The sequence below is a fragment of the Archangium lipolyticum genome, assembly GCF_024623785.1.
Lineage (GTDB): Bacteria > Myxococcota > Myxococcia > Myxococcales > Myxococcaceae > Archangium > Archangium lipolyticum.
Map to the genome: position 1 here is coordinate 206,714 of NZ_JANKBZ010000015.1, position 17,326 is coordinate 224,039.

16 protein-coding genes are annotated in these 17,326 nt (G+C 69.0%); 8 read left to right on the plus strand and 8 right to left on the minus strand.

The genetic code is table 11. The features are described from left to right. Nucleotides 1-10: 10 nt before the first annotated feature. Nucleotides 11-2,194, minus strand: coding sequence for a hypothetical protein (locus NR810_RS29345; RefSeq protein WP_257457557.1), 2,184 nt, complete (start codon nt 2,192-2,194; stop codon nt 11-13). Between the two features lie 168 nt (nt 2,195-2,362). On the opposite strand from NR810_RS29345, the gene NR810_RS29350 reads away from it, so the two are divergent. Further along, entirely contained in the window at nt 2,363-3,133 is a 771-nt protein-coding gene (locus tag NR810_RS29350; RefSeq protein ID WP_257457560.1) for an alpha/beta hydrolase, read from the plus strand. A gap of 10 nt (nt 3,134-3,143) precedes the next feature. Then, nucleotides 3,144-3,713, plus strand: coding sequence for a TIGR02265 family protein (locus NR810_RS29355; protein WP_257457561.1), 570 nt, complete (start codon nt 3,144-3,146; stop codon nt 3,711-3,713). A gap of 6 nt (nt 3,714-3,719) precedes the next feature. Here the strand turns inward: NR810_RS29355 and NR810_RS29360 are convergent, their stop codons facing one another. The 4 genes from NR810_RS29360 to NR810_RS29375 all read right to left on the minus strand — a co-directional run bounded on the left by NR810_RS29360 (nt 3,720) and on the right by NR810_RS29375 (nt 8,221). Beyond that, the gene (locus tag NR810_RS29360) at nt 3,720-4,880 is read right to left on the minus strand and encodes an ATP-grasp domain-containing protein (RefSeq protein ID WP_257457563.1); all 1,161 of its coding nucleotides are present in this window, start codon (nt 4,878-4,880) and stop codon (nt 3,720-3,722) included. 448 nt (nt 4,881-5,328) lie between these two features. Continuing rightward, entirely contained in the window at nt 5,329-5,580 is a 252-nt protein-coding gene (locus NR810_RS29365; protein ID WP_257457564.1) for a hypothetical protein, read from the minus strand. 178 nt (nt 5,581-5,758) lie between these two features. Next, on the minus strand, nt 5,759-7,438 hold the full coding sequence (ettA, locus tag NR810_RS29370) for an energy-dependent translational throttle protein EttA (protein ID WP_257457565.1): 1,680 nt from the start codon (nt 7,436-7,438) through the stop codon (nt 5,759-5,761). A 201-nt stretch (nt 7,439-7,639) separates the two neighbouring features. Then, on the minus strand, nt 7,640-8,221 hold the full coding sequence (locus tag NR810_RS29375; RefSeq protein ID WP_306818599.1) for an FHA domain-containing protein: 582 nt from the start codon (nt 8,219-8,221) through the stop codon (nt 7,640-7,642). Between the two features lie 67 nt (nt 8,222-8,288). Here NR810_RS29375 and NR810_RS29380 point away from each other — a divergent pair, with 67 nt between their 5' ends. The 4 genes from NR810_RS29380 (at nt 8,289) to NR810_RS29395 (ending at nt 12,889) form a co-directional block, all read left to right on the plus strand. Further along, on the plus strand, nt 8,289-9,239 hold the full coding sequence (locus NR810_RS29380) for an ABC transporter ATP-binding protein (RefSeq protein WP_257457566.1): 951 nt from the start codon (nt 8,289-8,291) through the stop codon (nt 9,237-9,239). After that, on the plus strand, nt 9,236-9,997 hold the full coding sequence (locus tag NR810_RS29385) for an ABC transporter permease (RefSeq protein WP_257457567.1): 762 nt from the start codon (nt 9,236-9,238) through the stop codon (nt 9,995-9,997). Before NR810_RS29380 ends, NR810_RS29385 begins: the two co-directional genes overlap by 4 nt. 92 nt (nt 9,998-10,089) lie before the next feature. Continuing rightward, complete coding sequence (locus tag NR810_RS29390) at nt 10,090-11,691, plus strand: serine/threonine protein kinase (RefSeq protein WP_257457571.1); 1,602 nt, start codon at nt 10,090-10,092, stop codon at nt 11,689-11,691. A 52-nt stretch (nt 11,692-11,743) separates the two neighbouring features. Further along, complete coding sequence (locus NR810_RS29395; protein ID WP_257457572.1) at nt 11,744-12,889, plus strand: serine hydrolase domain-containing protein; 1,146 nt, start codon at nt 11,744-11,746, stop codon at nt 12,887-12,889. Between the two features lie 10 nt (nt 12,890-12,899). Here the strand turns inward: NR810_RS29395 and NR810_RS29400 are convergent, their stop codons facing one another. Further along, nucleotides 12,900-13,301, minus strand: a complete 402-nt coding sequence (locus tag NR810_RS29400) for a hypothetical protein (RefSeq protein ID WP_257457573.1) — start codon at nt 13,299-13,301, stop codon at nt 12,900-12,902. A gap of 86 nt (nt 13,302-13,387) precedes the next feature. Here NR810_RS29400 and NR810_RS29405 point away from each other — a divergent pair, with 86 nt between their 5' ends. After that, nucleotides 13,388-13,675, plus strand: coding sequence for a hypothetical protein (locus NR810_RS29405; RefSeq protein ID WP_257457574.1), 288 nt, complete (start codon nt 13,388-13,390; stop codon nt 13,673-13,675). Nucleotides 13,676-13,720: 45 nt separating this feature from the next. After that, entirely contained in the window at nt 13,721-14,143 is a 423-nt protein-coding gene (locus tag NR810_RS29410; protein ID WP_257457575.1) for a hypothetical protein, read from the plus strand. 87 nt (nt 14,144-14,230) lie between these two features. Here the strand turns inward: NR810_RS29410 and NR810_RS29415 are convergent, their stop codons facing one another. Continuing rightward, nucleotides 14,231-15,538 carry an NCS2 family permease gene (locus NR810_RS29415; RefSeq protein ID WP_257457576.1) on the minus strand — a complete coding sequence of 436 codons (1,308 nt, stop codon included), beginning with the start codon at nt 15,536-15,538 and terminating at the stop codon, nt 14,231-14,233. Nucleotides 15,539-15,580: 42 nt separating this feature from the next. After that, nucleotides 15,581-17,263: a hybrid sensor histidine kinase/response regulator gene (locus NR810_RS52230; protein ID WP_306818600.1), complete on the minus strand. Its 1,683-nt coding sequence runs from the start codon at nt 17,261-17,263 to the stop codon at nt 15,581-15,583. Between the last annotated feature and the right edge of the window lie 63 nt (nt 17,264-17,326).

The window sequence follows — 17,326 nt, forward strand, 5'->3', positions numbered from 1 at the left end:
GGCTCCAGACTCAGAAACGGCTCTCCAACTCCAGACGGAAGAGGTGCTGCGGCGGCTCGGGGGGCGTGAGCGAGCCCTCGGGGGACTTCAGGTCCAGCGCGAGCTCGTACCGCCCGCGTGCGCTCCACCCGGGCAGGACCGCCCAGGCCACCTCCAACGAGGTGCGCAGCGCTTGCGTCAGCCGGGTGTTCTCGGACAGGTCCTCGTCCCGCCAGCTCGCGCGCCCGTGCAGGCGCAGGGACGGCAGCGGCCGGAAGAGGAGCTCCAGCACGGCACGCCCATCCTTCCGCAAGCCCCTGGGCTGACGGCGGCTGCCCATCAGGGTGTGCTGGTACTGCACGGCGAGCGTCAGCGCCTCGGAGGCCTCGAGCCGCACGCGTCCCGCGACGCCGTACTGCTCACCCGCGCAGGGAATCGGCTCTCCGGTGGACAGGGTCCCGTCATTGCCCTCGAAGCACAGCTCCGGCCCGTTGCGCCCGAGGTCCTTGTTGCGATGCTCCACCCACACCGAGGGCTGGAGCTCCGGTACACCCGTGAAGTCCACCCGGGCGGAGGTGCGCAGGTGGAAGACGCCGGGCGCCTCGCCACCGGGAGGCTGCGTCCACACGTCCACCCGACCCGAGAGCCGCCACGCCCCCTCCACCGTGCGGTGCAGGTAGCGCAGCCGGGCACCCAGCTCGTTGCTCGCGCGCAGGCCCTCGGACTCGTCGGGGCTGGAGACGGCGCGGCTGTAGGGGTTGTCGAAGTCCCGCCCGTAGTAGCGCAGCGTCAGCTCCCACTCCTGGCCCGGGTCTCCGAGCACGGTGCGCTGGACGGCGCCGAAACCTCCGCGCGGCTGTCCGGAAAGGCCCGCGAAGCTCCGCGCGCCCTCGAAGAAGAGGTCCACCGGCCCGAGGCCCCATGCGGCATCCGCGCCCACCGCGCCGTAACCGCCACCCATGGGGTAGCGAGCGCTCTCCCGGAAGTCGAGCACCGCGCCCTCCACCGCCCACACCGGCCAGGCTCCCCAGGCCGTCACCCCCACCCGGGTGCGAGGAGAGACACCCAGGGAGACATGGCCGCCCCCGGCCACCTCGTGGAACACGTCCGGCAGGGTGCGCGAGACGAAGCGCGCGGGCCCCGGCACCTGCTTCCCGGGGAGCACGGCGAGCACCTCCGGCGCCCGGCACCCCTCCGTGCGCGAGCCCTGGCAGTCCTTCCGGTCGAACAGCTCGTACTGGGAGAGGTCGCGCGACTGGTGCGAGCCGAAGCCGGTGAGGGACAGCTCCAGTCCCTCCACCTGCCCGTGCACGGTGCCCACCACGCCGCGAAAGCCTTCCGTCCAGCCGAAGTCCGGGGTGACGCGGCCCTGGGCCTCCTCGCCCACGCATGCGCCCGTTCCCGACAACACACAGCGCTTCTCGGGAGTGCCAGGCGTGAGGAAGCTCTCATCGGGAACGAAGCCCTCCGGCGCCGGACGGCCCGTGGTGTCGAGGGTGAGTCGCTGTCCGAAGCCCAACCGGTACGTGCCCACCAGCACCGAGGCGTGCTCGCCCGCCCAGCGCACGTGGAATTTCGGCGCACGGGGCGTCACGCTGGGGAGCTCGGCCACCAGCACGCGGCGTCGCGAGTCCAGGCGCACGGAGCCCAGGCGCCGCCGGGTGAGCGAGAGCACGCCTCCACCTCGCAAGCCCAGGGGGCCCTCGGCCTGGCCCTGGAGCAGCACCGGAGGTACCAACGCATCCGCCGCGGCGTACGCGGTCAGCAGGCGCAGCCGCCCGGAGACGTCCCACGCCCCGCGCGCCTCTTCCACCAGGAAGGGCCTCAGCCGGCGGAGCTCCGCCGCGGAGAGCACCCCGGCCTCCACCAGCTCTCCCGGCGAGAAAACCCCCTCCCGCCGCGCCCGGTACGCGAGGAGCGCATCCACCTGCGCCCAGGTGAGGCCCGGCAACGAGTACAGCGCCTCGCGCGTGGCCGTGCGGAGGTCCACCCCCGTGCGCAGCAGGTCCAGCAGCGTGTCGAAGCTCTCCCGCGACAGCACCCCGTCCTCGAAGAGCGCTCGCAGGTCCGTCTCGTCGTCGATGGCGAGCCCGGCCTCGTATGGCTCGGCGCGCGCGCCCGGCGCGGCGAGGAGGGTGCAGGCAATCAGCAGGGCAAACAGGCAGGCGTGTCGCACGGAGCCGGCGCTCTGCACGAAGGAGACCAACGAGGACACCTCGGAGACCCCACCTGCGAGGTGTCCCGGAGGGGGACAGCCATCCAGACAGCGGACCCGGACCGACGCGGACCCACACTTCGGGCGTAGCGAGGACATCCGCGAGAGGGTTGGCCGGGAGCGCCGGGCCATCTATCTTCGAACCCAGCCGCTCGTCGGCGTCCCCCCATGGGTCACGTGCACATCATCCGAGACTTCGCCTCCCCCCAGGAGGGCTTCGCCCGCACCGTGCGCATCTACACGCCGGAAGGGTACGACCAGGCCCCCCACCACCGCTTCCCCGTCCTCTACATGCACGACGGGCAGAACGTCTTCGCGCATCCCGAGTCGGCCCTCTTCGACACCTGGTGCGCCAACCTCGTCCTGGAGCACATGGTGGGCGAGGGCCAGGAGCCATGGATCATCGTGGGCATCGACTCGGGCCCGGGGCGCATGAGGGAGTACTCGCCCTGGGACGATCCGAGCGTCAACGTGAACGGCGGTGGCGAGGCCTACTCGCGCTTCCTCGTCGAGACGCTCAAGCCCTACGTCGATGGCGTCTACCGGACGCGCCAGGGCCCCGAGTGGACGGGCATCATGGGCTCATCGCTGGGCGGGCTGATGTCGCTCTACCTGGGCTGGAGGAACCCCGAGGTGTTCGGCCGCATCGGGGCGCTGTCGCCCTCGGTGATGTGGAGCCAGTACAAGCTGTTCCAGCACTGGACGGCGCACTCGCGGCGCTGGACGCGCATCTACCTGGACGCCGGGACGCACGAGTGGATCGACCCGGGTGGCGTCCCGCTGCCCTACGGCGAGGCCACGCGCGACTTCTACTTCCACCTCAAGGGGCTGGGTTACGCCGACCACGAGGTGGCGCTGGTGCTCGAGCCGGAAGGCCAGCACCACGAGCGGGACTGGCAGCGGCGGCTTCCGTTCGCCATGCGCTGGCTGCTCGGGTGACGAGGTCCGGATGCGGCCCCGCGAAGTGAAGGGGGAAGACCGGATGGTCTTCGTCCAGGTGGTGGAGGGTCTGCTCCGGCACGGAGTGGGAGAGCGGGTGACGCCGCGCATGCGGGAGCGCCTGCGCCAGGCGGGGTTGGATCTGGATCGGCCGCTGTTGCCGGCCTACCGGTTGGACATGTGGAAGCACTGCCTCCACATCATCATCGCGGAGGTGTACCCGGGAGTGCCTCGCGAGGAGGCCTTCCGCCAGCTGGCGGCGCGGCACGTGGAGGGCTACGGCCAGACGCTGGTGGGCCGCGCGCTGCTGCGGCTGTTGCGGCTGCTCGGGCCCAAGCGCACGGTGCACAGGATGGTGCAGGCGCTGCGCTCCTCGGACAACTACACCGAGGTGCAGCTCAAGGAGCTGGGGCCGAGCAGGTACGAGATGTGGATGAACTCGGTGCTGGACGCGCCGGGCTATGCCGAGGAGCTCTTCACCAGCTTCCTGAGGGTGAGCGGCGCGGAGGAGCCACGGGTGGTCATCGTGCACAGGGAGGAGGAGGGCACCACGTACCTCCTCAGCTGGAAGGAGCGCTGAGGGCCGTCAGGCCGTGGCCTGGATGAGGCGAACGGCGTCCTGGGTGGCGGCGAGGCTGTCGTGGCGGGTGAGGTACATCTCGTTGCCCATGGCGCTGTGGAAGACGGAGGGCATCTCGCGATGCATCAGCAGCGCATCGCCGAGCTTCGCCACCAGCTCGGAGTGGGAGTAGCGGTAGCGTTTGGAGGCGCGCCGGGCGGTGTGACAGACGTGGTAGCGAGGCGTGTAACGGAAGTCGCGCACGTCATCGCCGGTGAGGATGCGGGTCCAGAGCCGGTACACGTCGATGTCGCACGCGTAGTTCATCATGTCCGTCATGTAGCCGCCGGGCGGACGCAGGTTGGCCTCGAGGGCGACGTAGCTGCCATCGGAGAGCCGGAAGAACTCGAGGTGGAACCAGCGCTCGCGCAGGCCGAGCGCGGCCACGGCACGGCGGCCGAGCGTCTCGAGCGCGGGAGGAATCTCCTTGAGGCTCCAGAAGGAGATGTCGCGCTGTTCGAGGACGACCTCCATGACGCCGTCGCTGTACTCGTGGCTGAGGCGGAAGACGATGTGGCCGTCGCGGTCCACGAGCCCGTCATAGGTGACGATGGTGCCGCGGACGAAGGCCTGGGCCACGTAGCCGGGGAGGGGCGCGGAGAGGGCGGCGTCGACGTCGGCGTCGGAGGAGACCTTGAAGGTGCGGGCGGCGCCAACACCCACGTCGGGCTTGAGGACGAGCGGGTAGCCGACCTTCGTGGCGAAGGCCTTCACTCCGGCGGCGTCCTTGACGGGGATGCCATCGGGGTGGGGGACGCCGGCATTCTTGAAGACATCGTGCATGCCGAGCTTGGTGCGCAGGCGGGCGATGTCGGCGGGGAGGAGGCCGGGGACGTGGAAGTCCTGACGGAGACGGGCCTCGACCTCGAGCCAGGTCTCGTTGAGGGAGTCGATGCGATCGATACGGCCATGGCGCCAGGTGAGGTAGCCGGTGGCGCGCAGGAGGGCGTCGTAGTCGTTGAGGTTGGGGGTGAAGAAGTACTCGGAGAGGGACTCGCGCAGCTCGTGGCGGAGGGAGTCGTAGGGGGTATCGCCGATGCCCAGGACATTGACACCGCGCTCGCGCAGGGCGGTGACGAAGTGGAAGAACTGAGGGGGGAAGTGAGGGGAGATGAAGACGACGTTCATGGGCGGGCTCGGGCGGGCCTCCTGCGCGACGGGAGCACCATAGCGCGACCCGGGACGCGGCCCACATTCAGGCCCGAGCGGAGGTGAGAACCCGCACACCCGCCCTCCCTCTCCCGCCGGGAGAGGGCCGGGGTGAGGGTACCCGGCCCTTGGGCAACCAACCGTGTATGCCCCCTCTCCCTCTGGGAGAGGGCTGGGGTGAGGGTCTACCCGGACTGAACACGGGTGCTCCCGTCCCCCCGCCAGTGCTCAGGAGCCCGGGGCTCGTCCACCGAGCACGGGAACGAGCCGCTCGCGAACCTCCTTCAGGTATGCGGAGAGGCCCGTCTTCCCACCGCGCTCATCAAGCACCGAGAGGGACGTTTCCTCCAGGCATGCGCGCACGCGCTCCCCGTCACCTAGAGTGAGGGCCTCCAGGGCGACCTTGGCGTCTTTCTTGGCGCCATGCTCACGCGCGGTCAGTTGGTGTGCCTCGCGAACAGGATGAAAAGAGAGCCGCTGTCTCTCGGCTTCGAGCCGGGCCGCCTCCTCCGCGTTCCTGGGCTTCATGGCTCGCGGGCTCGCCCACCTTCTCCAGCCAGGACTCACCCACCGTGCTCCAGAACTCGCCAGGGCTCATCATGTCCTTCCAGCGCTCGAACTCGGGGTGGGCCGTCAGCTTCTCGCAGCGGGCGAAGCCGTTCTCCGCGAGCAAGGTCATCCGGACCTCCTTCGGGTCGAGGTAGTTCAGGATGAACGGCGAGTGGCTCGTGGACCCTCACCCTAGCCCTCTCCCAGAGGGAGAGGGGACTTCCACAGCCGTGAACCTGGGACCTCCGATACCCTCACCCCGACCCTCTCCCAGAGGGAGAGGGAGGGGGTGGGTGCTTCGTGGAAGCTCAGCTCCTCGTGAGCGGACGGTAGCGGATGCGGTGCGGCTCCAGCGCCTCCGCCCCCAGCCGCTTCTTCTTGTCCGCCTCGTAGTCCTGGAAGTTGCCCTCGAAGAAGAACGCCCGGCTGTCTCCCTCGAACGCCAGGATGTGCGTCGCGATGCGGTCCAGGAACCACCGGTCGTGGCTGATCACCACCGCGCACCCCGCGAAGTTCAGCAGCGCGTCCTCCAGGCTCCGCAGCGTCTCCACGTCCAGGTCGTTCGTGGGCTCGTCCAGCAGCAGCACGTTGCCGCCACTCTTCAGCATCTTCGCCAGGTGCACCCGGTTGCGCTCGCCGCCCGACAGGTCCTTCACCCGCTTCTGCTGGTCCTGTCCCTTGAACGCGAAGCCCGCCAGGTACGCACGGCTCGGAATCTGTCCCGCACGGCCCAGGTCGATGTAGTCCAGCCCGCCGCTCACCTCGTCGAAGACGCTCTTGTCCCCGTCCAGCGCGTCGCGGCTCTGGTCCACGTACGCCATCTTCACCGTCTCGCCGATGCGCAGCTCGCCCGCGTCCGGCTTCTCCACTCCCGTGAGCATCCGGAACAGCGTCGTCTTGCCCGCGCCGTTCGGCCCGATGATTCCCACGATGCCGCCCGGCGGCAGCTTGAAGTTCAGCTCGTCGACCAGCAGCCGGTCCCCGTACGCCTTGCGCAGCCCCTTGGCCTCCACCACCAGGCCACCCAGCTTCGGCCCGGGCGGAATCGTCACCTCGCCCGTCGGATCCCTCTTCTCCTGCGTCTGGTTGAGCAGATCCTCGTACGCCGCGATACGCGCCTTGCTCTTCGCCTGGCGCGCCTTGGGCGAGGCCCGCACCCACTCCAGCTCGCGCTTGAGCGTCTTCTGCCGCGCGCTCTCCGACTTCTCCTCCAGCTCCAGCCGCTTCTGCTTCTGGTCCAGCCAGCTCGAGTAGTTGCCCTTCCAGGGCACTCCCTCGCCGCGGTCCAGCTCCAGAATCCACTCCGCCACGTTGTCGAGGAAGTACCGGTCGTGCGTGATGCAGACGATGGTGCCCTTGTACTCCTTCAGGGCCTGCTCCAGCCACGCCACGCTCTCGGCGTCCAGGTGGTTGGTGGGCTCGTCCAGCAGCAGCAGGTCCGGCTTCTCCAGCAGAATCCTGCACAGCGCCACGCGGCGCTTCTCACCGCCGGACAGCTTCGTCACATCCGCGTCCCCGGGCGGCAGACGCAGCGCGTCCATCGCCATCTCCAGGGTCCGATCCAACTCCCAGCCGTTGCAGGCGTCGATGGCATCCTGCAACCGGCCCTGCTCGGCCAGCAGCTTCTCCATCGCCGCGTCGTCCATGGGCTCGGCGAACTTCGCGCTCACCTCGTTGAAGCGGTCCAGCAGCGCACGCACCTGCTTGAGGCCCAGCTCCACGTTGCCTTTCACGTCCAGCGAGTTGTCGAGCTGCGGCTCCTGTGCCAGGTAGCCCACACGTGCGCTCGGGTCCGGCTTGGCCACGCCGAAGAATTCCTTGTCCACGCCCGCCATGATGCGCAGCAGCGTCGACTTACCGGAGCCGTTCGGACCGATGACGCCGATCTTCGCTCCCGGGAAGAAGGACAGGTAGATGCCCTTGAGGATCTCCTTGCCGCCCTTGACCTTCCGCAGGTCCTGCATGGTGAAGATGAAGTTCTGGGCCATCGTGCTCTTTCTGCCTCCAACTCGGTGACGGGGACGGTGGCGGATAGCAGGGTGCCGCGGCGGGCTCAAGGCGCTCGGCCGAGCTCCCGCTCTTCCCGGACATGTCTTTCCCGGGCTTCCGCCTCTTCCGCGTGAGAACAGCCCGTACCACGCGTCACGTCCTCGGAGTCCTCCCCCCTCCCCCGGAGATGACCTGCCCCCCTACTCCCCAGGCGGGATGCCGCGCCGGCCGGGGCCCACCGCGGGGGCCATCGGCGTGGGGCCACTGCGCAGCAGCCGGAGGTGGAGCGACTTCGCCAGGAAGAAGGCGAAATCCGCGTTCCCGAAGCGCAGCAGGTCCCCGTCCCTCAGGAGGTACTCCCGCTCGGGCACCAGGGGCTGGCCATTGCGGAAGGTGCTGTTGGTGGAGCGCAGGTCCCTCACGCGGCAGCTGGAGGCCGGCCCGTACCAGCGCAGCTCCGCGTGGTGCTTGGACACGGACGGGTCGTTGATGACCAGGTCACAGCTCGGCAACCGCCCCACCGCCAGCGAGTCCTGGGAGCGCAGCGGGGGCAGCGTCGCCACCTGCAACAGGTCGAAATTCAACAGCATCGACACCTGAAGCGCCTCCAGGCTGCCCATGCCGGGGCCCAGCACCGTGCGTTGAGCCCCCAGCCGCATCGCCATCTGCTCCACCACCGGCCTGGGCGGCTTCTGCACCAGCGCGAACGGACCCACCTGCTGACAGAAGAACGGCTCCGTCAGGCGCACCGCCAGTGTCCTCAGCTCCTTCACGGTCAGCATTGCAGCCCCATTGTAATGCAGTCAGGCCTTTCCGTGAGCCCCGGTGGTGGTAAAGGCGCATCCCATCATGTCCTCCACCCCCGCGCTCGAGCTCCGAGGTCTCACGAAGACCTACGGCGGCAAGCTCACGGCCCTCTCCGACGTCAACCTCAGCATCCGCCCCGGGGAGATCTTCGCCCTGCTCGGCCCCAACGGCGCCGGCAAGACGACCCTCATCGGTTCGGTGTGCGGGCTGGTGAAGAAGACGAGCGGGAAGATCATCCTCTTCGGCAAGGACCTGGACGAAGATCCGGTGCGCCCGCGCTACGAGGTGGGGCTGGTGCCGCAGGAGATCAACTTCGACCCCTTCTTCACGGTGGCCGAGTCGCTCCACATCCAGCAGGGCTTCTACGGGCAGCACCGGGACGAGGCGCGGGTACAGGAGGTCCTCACCGCGCTCAACCTTCAGAACAAGGCGGACTCGCTCACGCGCGCGCTGTCGGGCGGAATGAAGCGCCGGCTGCTCATCGCCAAGGCGCTGGTGCACAAGCCGAAGCTCGTCTTCCTGGACGAGCCCACCGCGGGCGTGGACGTGGAGCTGCGCCGGGACTTGTGGACGTACGTGCGCAAGCTGGCCTCCGAGGGCACCACCATCGTCCTCACCACGCACTACCTGGAGGAGGCCGAGGAGCTGGCTGACCGCGTGGGCGTCATCAACGAGGGCAAGCTGCTGCTGGTGGAGGACAAGAAGGCGCTGCTGCGCCGGCTGGGCGAGAAGCGGCTCGTCGTCACCTTCACCGACGCCGTCGCCGTGCTCCCCGAGTCCACGCGTCAGATGGGGGCCGTACTCTCCGCCGATGGCTCCACCCTCACCTACGCCGAGCGCGAGGGCTGCGCTCCCGCCAGCGACATCCTCCGCGCCCTCTACACGCAGGGCCTGCCCGTCAACAACGTGGAGACGCGCCACTCGCGCCTCGAGGACATCCTCATCGACATCCTGCGCGGCAAGCCCGCCGCCTCCGCCTCGACGACACCATGAACACCATCGGGATGAAGACCCTGCTGGCGAAGGAGGTCCGGCGCTTCATGCGCGTGCCGGGCCAGACCGTCCTCTCGCCCCTCATCAGCACCTCGCTCTACTTCCTCGTCTTCGGCTATTCGCTCTCCGGGCGCGTGCACGAGGTCGAGGGCGTGCCGTACCTGTCCTTCATCGTCCCGGGCCTCGTCTTCCTGGGCCTGGCCAACAACGCCTTCCTCAACAGCAGCTCCTCGCTGTTCATCACCAAGATTCAAGGCACGGTGGTGGACCTGCTGGTGGCGCCCCTGGGGCCCCTGGAGCTGATGGCCGGCTTCATCGGCGGAGCCATGGTGCGCGGGCTGATGGTGGGCGGGCTCACCTGGGCCGTGGCCACGCTCTTCACCGGCTTCCGCCTGGAGCACGCGCCCGCCACCCTCTTCTTCCTGCTGCTCTCCTCCTACACCTTCAGCGTGCTGGGGGTGCTCGCGGCGGTGTGGGCCGAGAAGTTCGAGCAGATCAACTTCTTCCCCACCTTCGTGATGCTGCCGCTCACCTTCCTGGGCGGCATCTTCTACTCGGTGCGCACGCTGCCCTCGCCGTGGAACCACCTCAGCCTCTTCAACCCCATGGTCTATATGGTGGAGGGGCTGCGCTACGGGATGCTGGGCACCAGCGGCTTCTCCCCTTTGCTGGGCAGCGGAATCCTTCTGGCCCTCGCGGTGTTTGCTACCGGCGTGGCCTGGGCTGCATTGCAATCTGGTTACAAATTGAAAGCATGACCACCCGTCCGATGCTTGCCCGCCTGCCTACTCGAACAAGTCACGAATTGGACATTCGCGGATTCTTGGAACCCGGGTTATCGTGACGCGCCATGGCAGTCCCCTTCGGCAAGTACCAGTTGTTGCGCAAGATCGCCTCCGGCGGGATGGGACAGGTGTTCCTCGCGCTGGAGAAGGGATCTGGGCTGGAGAGGCTCGTCGTCCTCAAGCTCATCCTGCCGCACCTGGCCGAGGATGAGGACTTCCTCGAGATGTTCCTGGAGGAGGCGAGGCTGGTGGCGCGGCTGGCGCATCCCAACCTCATCACCATCCTGGAGCTGACGGAGATCGACGGCCGGCACTGCCTGGCCATGGAGTACGTGCAGGGCGACGACGTGCGCCGGATGGAGAAGTTCGCGCGCTCGCTGAGCAGACCGCTGCCGGTGGGGCTGGTGCTGCGCATCATCGCGGAGGCGGCCGCGGGGCTGCACTACGCGCACCAGGCGAGAGACCCCCAGGGCCGGCCGCTGCAGCTGGTGCACCGGGACGTGTCGCCGCAGAACATCCTGGTGGGCTTCGACGGAGGCGTGAAGGTCATCGACTTCGGAGTGGCCAAGGCGGTGGGCAGCGCGTCGCACACGGCCACCGGAGTGCTCAAGGGCAAGTACCCGTACATGTCGCCGGAGCAGGCCAATGGCCAGCCGGTGGACGCGCGGAGTGATCTGTTCGCCCTGGGTGTGGTGCTGTGGGAGTTGCTGACGGGCCGGCGCCTCTTCAAGGGCGAGTCGGACATGATGACGCTGCGGCTGGTGCGGGACTGCCAGGTGGCGAAGCCCTCGCAGCTCAACCCCAAGCTGCCGCCGGGCCTCGACGAGCTGGTGCTCAAGGCGCTGGCGCCCACGCCGCAGGAGCGCTACCCGGACTGCGGGGCCTTCCGGCTGGCCATCGAGGACTACATCCTCCAGCAGCGGTTGCCGGCCAGCAACGCGCACCTGTCCGCCTTCCTGCGGGAGGTGTACGCGGAGCGCATCGCGCGCGAGTCGGACCCGGCCAACCTGGACCAGCTCGCCGAGGACACGGACCTGGACGCGAAGACCAATCCGTCCCGCAGCAGCGTCCGTTCGCAGTCGCAGCGGCCTCCGCTCCCGCCCCCGCCCGGCTCTCCCCCCTCGCAGACGGGGACCCCGGCCGTCTCACCGCCCAGGCCCATCACGCTGGTCGCCTCCCGGCCCACGCTGTCCATCAGTCCCCTCCCCGTCACGCGGCGGCGGCGCATGCCGGTGGTGCCGATGGTGGCCGGACTGGGCGCGCTGCTCATCAGCGCGGGAGTCGCGCTCGTCTTCCTGCGCTCCACGCCCGCGGAGTCCCTCGCGCCCATGCCGGAGCACCCTCCGGTGGCCCAACCCACCCCACCCACGCAGCCCGAGCGGGCCCCGGCGCCGCAAGCGGTGACGTTGAAGGTGCTCTCGGAGCCGTCGGGCGCGGTGGTGGTGGTGGATGGGAAGCAGCATGGAGAGACGCCGCTGGAACTGCCGCTCACCACGAACGCGCCACCGGTGATGCTCGCCCTGAAGCTGGATGGCTACGAGCCGGTGTCACGCCCGGTGTCCGCCGGGGACGCACCCGAGGTCTCGGTGAAGCTCACGCCGAAGCCCGCGGTACAGAAGCCCCGCCGCCCCTCGGCCTCGCCGCTGGGCATCAAGACGGACCGTTGAGGCGCGCTCCGGGAGTCCCCGTGCTCGCGCGCGGGTGGTACGACTCCCGGCCATGCCGAACCTCACCGCCCCTTCCCTCGCGCTCCCCGTCCTCTTCGCCGTGATGCTGGGATGCGCCGGAGCCACGTCGAGCACCCGGGCGCTCCCGGCCGCGGACGCGCACGCCGTGGATGCGATCTTCGCCGCCCATGACACCCCGGAGGCGCCTGGCGCCAGCGTCGTGGTCATCCACGAAGGGCGGGTCGTGCTCAGCCGCGCCTACGGACTGGCGGACCTCCAGACGCGCACCCGGGCCACGCCGGAGACCCAGTACCGCCTGGCCTCGCTCTCCAAGCAGTTCACGGCCACCGCCATCATGCTCCTGGCCGAGGAAGGCAAGCTCCGCTACGACGACCGCGTGGCCGACGTGCTCCCCGGCTTCCCGGCGTACCTGCGCGAGGTCCGCATCCGGCACCTGCTCCACCACACCTCGGGCATCTGGGACTACGAGGCCTTCGTCCCGGACACCCAGACCGTGCAGGTGAAGGACAGGGACGTCCTCGAGCTGCTCTCCCGCGCCGACCGCACGTACTTCCCGCCCGGGAGCGCGGTGCGCTACAGCAACTCCGGCTACGCGGTGCTCGCCCTCGTCGTGGAGCGGGTGGGCGGAATGCCCTTCGCCCGGTTCCTGCACGAGCGCATCTTCGCCCCGCTCGGCATGCGCTCGACGGTCGCCCATGAGGAGGGCATCTCGACGGTGGCACGGCGCGCCTACGGCTACGTGGCCGATGCGAACGGCTTCCGCCCGAGAGACCAGAGCCCCACCAGCGCGGTGCTGGGAGATGGTGGCATCTACTCGTCCGTGGCGGAGCTGGTGGCCTGGGACGCGGCGCTGGACGCGCACACGCTCGTCCGTGCGGACACCCAGCGGCTCGCGTGGACGCCGCCGACGCTGCCGGATGGCGCGTCCGCGCGTTATGGGTTCGGCTGGTTCGTCGATGAGGACGGGGGACGGATGCGTCTCTCCCATCATGGCGAGACGAGTGGCTTCACCAACGCCATCGTGAAGTACCCGGAGCAGCGGCTCACGGTCATCGTCCTGACGAATCGTGCCGGCGGGGAGCCGTGGAGGCTCGCGCAGCGGCTCGCGGACCGCTGGCTCGGCCACGAGACGGAGCGGCGCGAGTGGCCCTTCGAGACCTTCCCCAACGCGCGTTAGGAGAGGCGCCTCACTTCCGGGGAGCCTGGGCGCGCGGGGGCAATACCTCGATGGACGTGGCGACCCGGACGCCGCCCTCGCCTCGGAACCAGGTGCGGACGGGCATGCCCTCCTGGAGCTGCTCGAGGGTGAGCGAGCCCTGTCCCCCGTCCTGACGGATCGGCAGCCTGTCCTCGTCCTTCACGACCACCTGGACCAGTGGCTCCCTCGGGCCCACGTCGAGGGTGATGACGTTGCCGGTGGCCCCCTTCACCGTGCCGAGGATGGAGCCGCGTTCCTGCTGGGTGAACTGATCCCCGGGCGTGGCCTTCTCCTCGATCGCCTTCAGCTCCGGTGGCGTGGGGTCCTCCGCCAGCGCGCCGAAGGCGCACATGGCCACGGTCAGCCCGGCGAGTACGGTCCGTGAGCGCATGGCCCACCTCCTGCCGGGAAGCTGCGTCCGGCGACAGGCTCCGCCAACCCATGCCTGCCTCCCCGGACCCCAGGCGGCCCTGATGGATGGTCAGATACTCGAACTCGACCATCTTCCCCGTCCGCCGTTACACGGGCTACCTCGGGCGGAGACTGGTGGCGCGGTTGGAGCGCCCCGTGGTGCTGACGCGAGCCCCCTCGCGCGCCCGAGCGGTGCTCGGCGACGTGGAGGCCCGATGGCCGATGAGTTCGTCGCCTCCCAACGAGTCGTGCCTCGCGTCGCCGAGCGCACCGGGTATGGGTGGTTACCCGCGGAGCGAGATGGCACTGCGCGACATCCTCTTCCCGGATACGAGCGCTCGTGTCGCGGCGTAATGTTGGCGGAAGGGATACCGCCACTTTCATTCTCGGAGGGACCTGATGGCTTTGATGATAGCCGCGCTGATTCGTCGCAACATGAAGGAATCGACCGCCTTCAAAGTGTCCGATGGACATTCCGCGGCCCCACTGTCCATGGAACTGCCCGCCGGAGAATCACTGGTAGGTTGGTACAAGAATCCGCCTCCCTGGGAAGAATCTCTCGTCGCGTTCACCGACAAGGCCATCTATGCCCTCGAGAAGCAGCAGATCGTCCGAATTGCGCTCGACGACATCATCGACTGCGAATCGCCGCCCTCGAAGAATGAGGCTGTTGGCGTCAGGGTCCGTACAAGAGACGGTTTCCGGTTCATCCGTATGGCCGGAAGTCGAGGTCCTCAAGGGAAGTTCAAGGATGTGTTCGACCTCCTCATGATCCTCAAAGTCATCATCGAAGCGAACCAGCGACGCGCCCATCATTCATGACGTGCGCGGAGACGAGCAGGAACGGCAAGCATGAGGCAGCGGTAGGCGCTCCAAGGGCATCCAGGTGCCTACGACAGAGCAGCTTTTTCAGGCTCCCCCTCCCGTGGCGTAGTGCAGCACCAGCAGGACCGCCAGCACGTACACCACCGGGTGCGCCTCGCGCGGACGTCCCGACAACAGCTTCAGCGCCGCGTAGGACACGATGCCCGCGCTGATTCCGTTCGCGATGGAGTAGGTGAAAGGCATCAGCGCGATCGTCAGGAACGCCGGCAGCGCGTCATCCATCCGGCTCCAATCCAGCTCGCGCGCTCCACTCATCATCAGCGCCCCCACCACCACCAGCACCGGCGCCGTCGCCACCGGCGGAATCGCCGCCAGCGTCGGTACGAAGAAGAGCGACAGCAGGAACAGCACCGACACCACCACCGCCGTCAGTCCCGTGCGCCCACCCTCCTCCACGCCCGCCGCCGACTCGATGTAGCACGTCACCGTGCTCGTGCCGAACGCCGCCCCCGCCACCGTTCCCACCGCGTCCGCCATGAAGCCCCGGCCCGCTCCCGGCAGCTCACCGTTCGGCTTCAGGAAGCCTCCGATACGCCCCACTCCCAACAGCGTGCCCGCCGTGTCGAACACGTCCACGAACAGGAACGCCAGCATCACCGTCAGGAACTTCCCCGTCAGCACCTGCGAGAAGTCGAACGCCCAGAACGTCTCGCGCGGCAGCCCCGGCACGCTCACGAACGACTCCGGCGCCTTCGCCAGCCCCAGCCCCCACGCCGCTACCGCCACCACCGCGATGCCTATCAACAACGCCCCCTGCACCTTCCGCGACATCAACGCCCCGATGAGCACCAGCCCCGCCAATGCCAGCAGCGGCACCGGCGCGTGCAACACCCCCAGCTGCACCAGCGTCGCCGGGCTGTCCGCCACCAGCCCCGCGTTCTTCAGCCCGATGAGCGCCAGGAACAGGCCAATGCCCGTCGTCGTGGCCAGCTTGATGGGTGCCGGAATCGCATTGAGGATGATCGTCCGGATTCCTCCGTACGACAGCACGATGAACAGCAGGCCCTCGACGAACACCGCCGTCAGCGCGAAGCGCCAGTCCACCCCCAGCCCCTTCACCACCCCATAGGTGAAGTACGCGTTCAGCCCCATGCCCGGTGCCAGCGCGAACGGGAACTTCGCGTACACCCCCATCAGCAGCGTGCCGAACGCCGCTCCCAGGGCCGTGGCCACCGTCACATCCGCCACCGGCATCCCCGCCTCGGACAGAATCTGCGGGTTGACCAGCAGGATGTAGGCCATGGTCAGGAACGTCACCAGGCCCGCGCGCAGCTCCGTCCCCACGGACGAGCCCCGCTCACGGATGAGGAAGAAACGCTCGAGAGCTTCCATGGGGCGCCCATATAGACGCCCCCACGCCCCCACCCCAGCCTTTTATGTCGCGCGCCTCGGCGGAGCCTGCGCCACCAACGCCCGGATGACCTCCGCCTCGAAGGGCTTGTCGATGCGCGGCGCCGACACCTGCTTGAGGAAGTCCCGCGCCCGGTCCGTGAACCCGCCTCCCGTCATGTAGACGAAACGTGACAGGCACTCGGGCCGCGTCTCCACCAGCCGCGCGTACAGGTCCATCCCCGTCAGATCCGCCATCATCAGGTCGCAGAACACGCGGTCGAAGCCGTCGTCCTTCTCCAGCACCGCCAGCGCCTCGCGGCCGCTCTGCACCACCACCACCTCGTGCACCCGCCCGAGGATTCGCCTCATCACCGAGCCGATGCCCGGCTCGTCGTCGATGATCAGCACCCGCTTGCGCGCCTGCACGTCCGCCATCGTCCGCGCCGGCGTCGGCACGGCCATGACATCCAGAACCTCGCTCACCGGCAGCACCACCCGGAACGTACTGCCCCGTCCCGGCTCGCTCTCCGCCTTCAGCTCGCCCTCCATCGAATGGATGATGCCCAGGCAGATGGAGAGCCCCAGCCCCGTCCCCTCTCCCTGATCCTTGGTGGTGAAGAAGGGCTCGAAGATGCGCGCCAGCACCTCCGGGGTCATGCCCACGCCGGTGTCACGCACCTCCACCACCACCCGCTCGCCCTCCCGCCGCGTCACCAGCGAGACCCGGTGGCGCGTCACGTCTCCCTCGGGGATGGCCTGCGCCGCGTTGACGAGCAGGTTGAGGAACACCTGCCCCAGCTTCGCCTCGTTGGCCCGCACCGGCGGCACCACGCCGTAACGGCGCTCCACCTGGGCCCGGTGGCGCAGGTGCGGCATCGCCAGCGACACGCTGAACTCCAGCGCCGCGTGCACGTCCACCGGCCCCAGCCGCGTCTCGTCCGCCCGCGCCAGCGTCCTCAGGTCCTTCACGATGGTGCGGATGCGCTCGGCGCCCCGGCGGGCATCCTCCAGCGCATGCACCGTGTCCTTCAACCGCTCGGCCACCGTGGGCCCCAGCTCCCGCGCCGCCACCGACAACTGCTCGAGCGCCACGTGCAGGTTGCCCGTCACGAAGGCCAGCGGGTTGTTGATTTCATGCCCCACCCCCGCCGCGAGCTGCCCGGCCACCGACAGCCGCTCCGTCTGCACCAGCCTCTCGCGCGCCGCGTTCAGCTCTCCCGCTCGCTCCCGCGCCAGCGCCTCCGCCTCCAGACGTCCCGTGACCTCCTGCACGAGCAGCGTGTCCCGCTCCCGCTCCGAGCGCTTGCTCGGGGAGATGTCCTGGAAGCGCACCAGCACGCCATCCTGGAACCGCGTCAGGGTGATGCGCAGCCACATCCCCTCGTCCTCGGGCAGCATCACCTCCAGCACGCACGGCTGCCCCGACTCCACCACCTGGCGGTACATGGCGAAGTGCTGCCGGGCCTTCTCGGTGGGGAAGACCTCCAACATCCGCCGCCCCAGGAGCGGACCGGCCACCCGCCGCGTCACCTGCTCCCCGGCGGCGTTGATGAACACGCACTCGAAATCGGCGATGGCCCCGGCGGCGTCCCGCACGACCCTCAGCACCAGGCTGCCATCCGGGCTCGCCCGCTCCACCTCGGCCAGGGCGCTCAGCAGGGCGTCCCCATGATTCTCGGAAGTGGCGGCGGTGGACGAGTGGCTGACTTGGGTCACGGCGGACATCGATGATCCTCTACGACGGGGCCCCCCACCGTGTGTCGGAGCACCAGTCTACCCTCCCCTTCC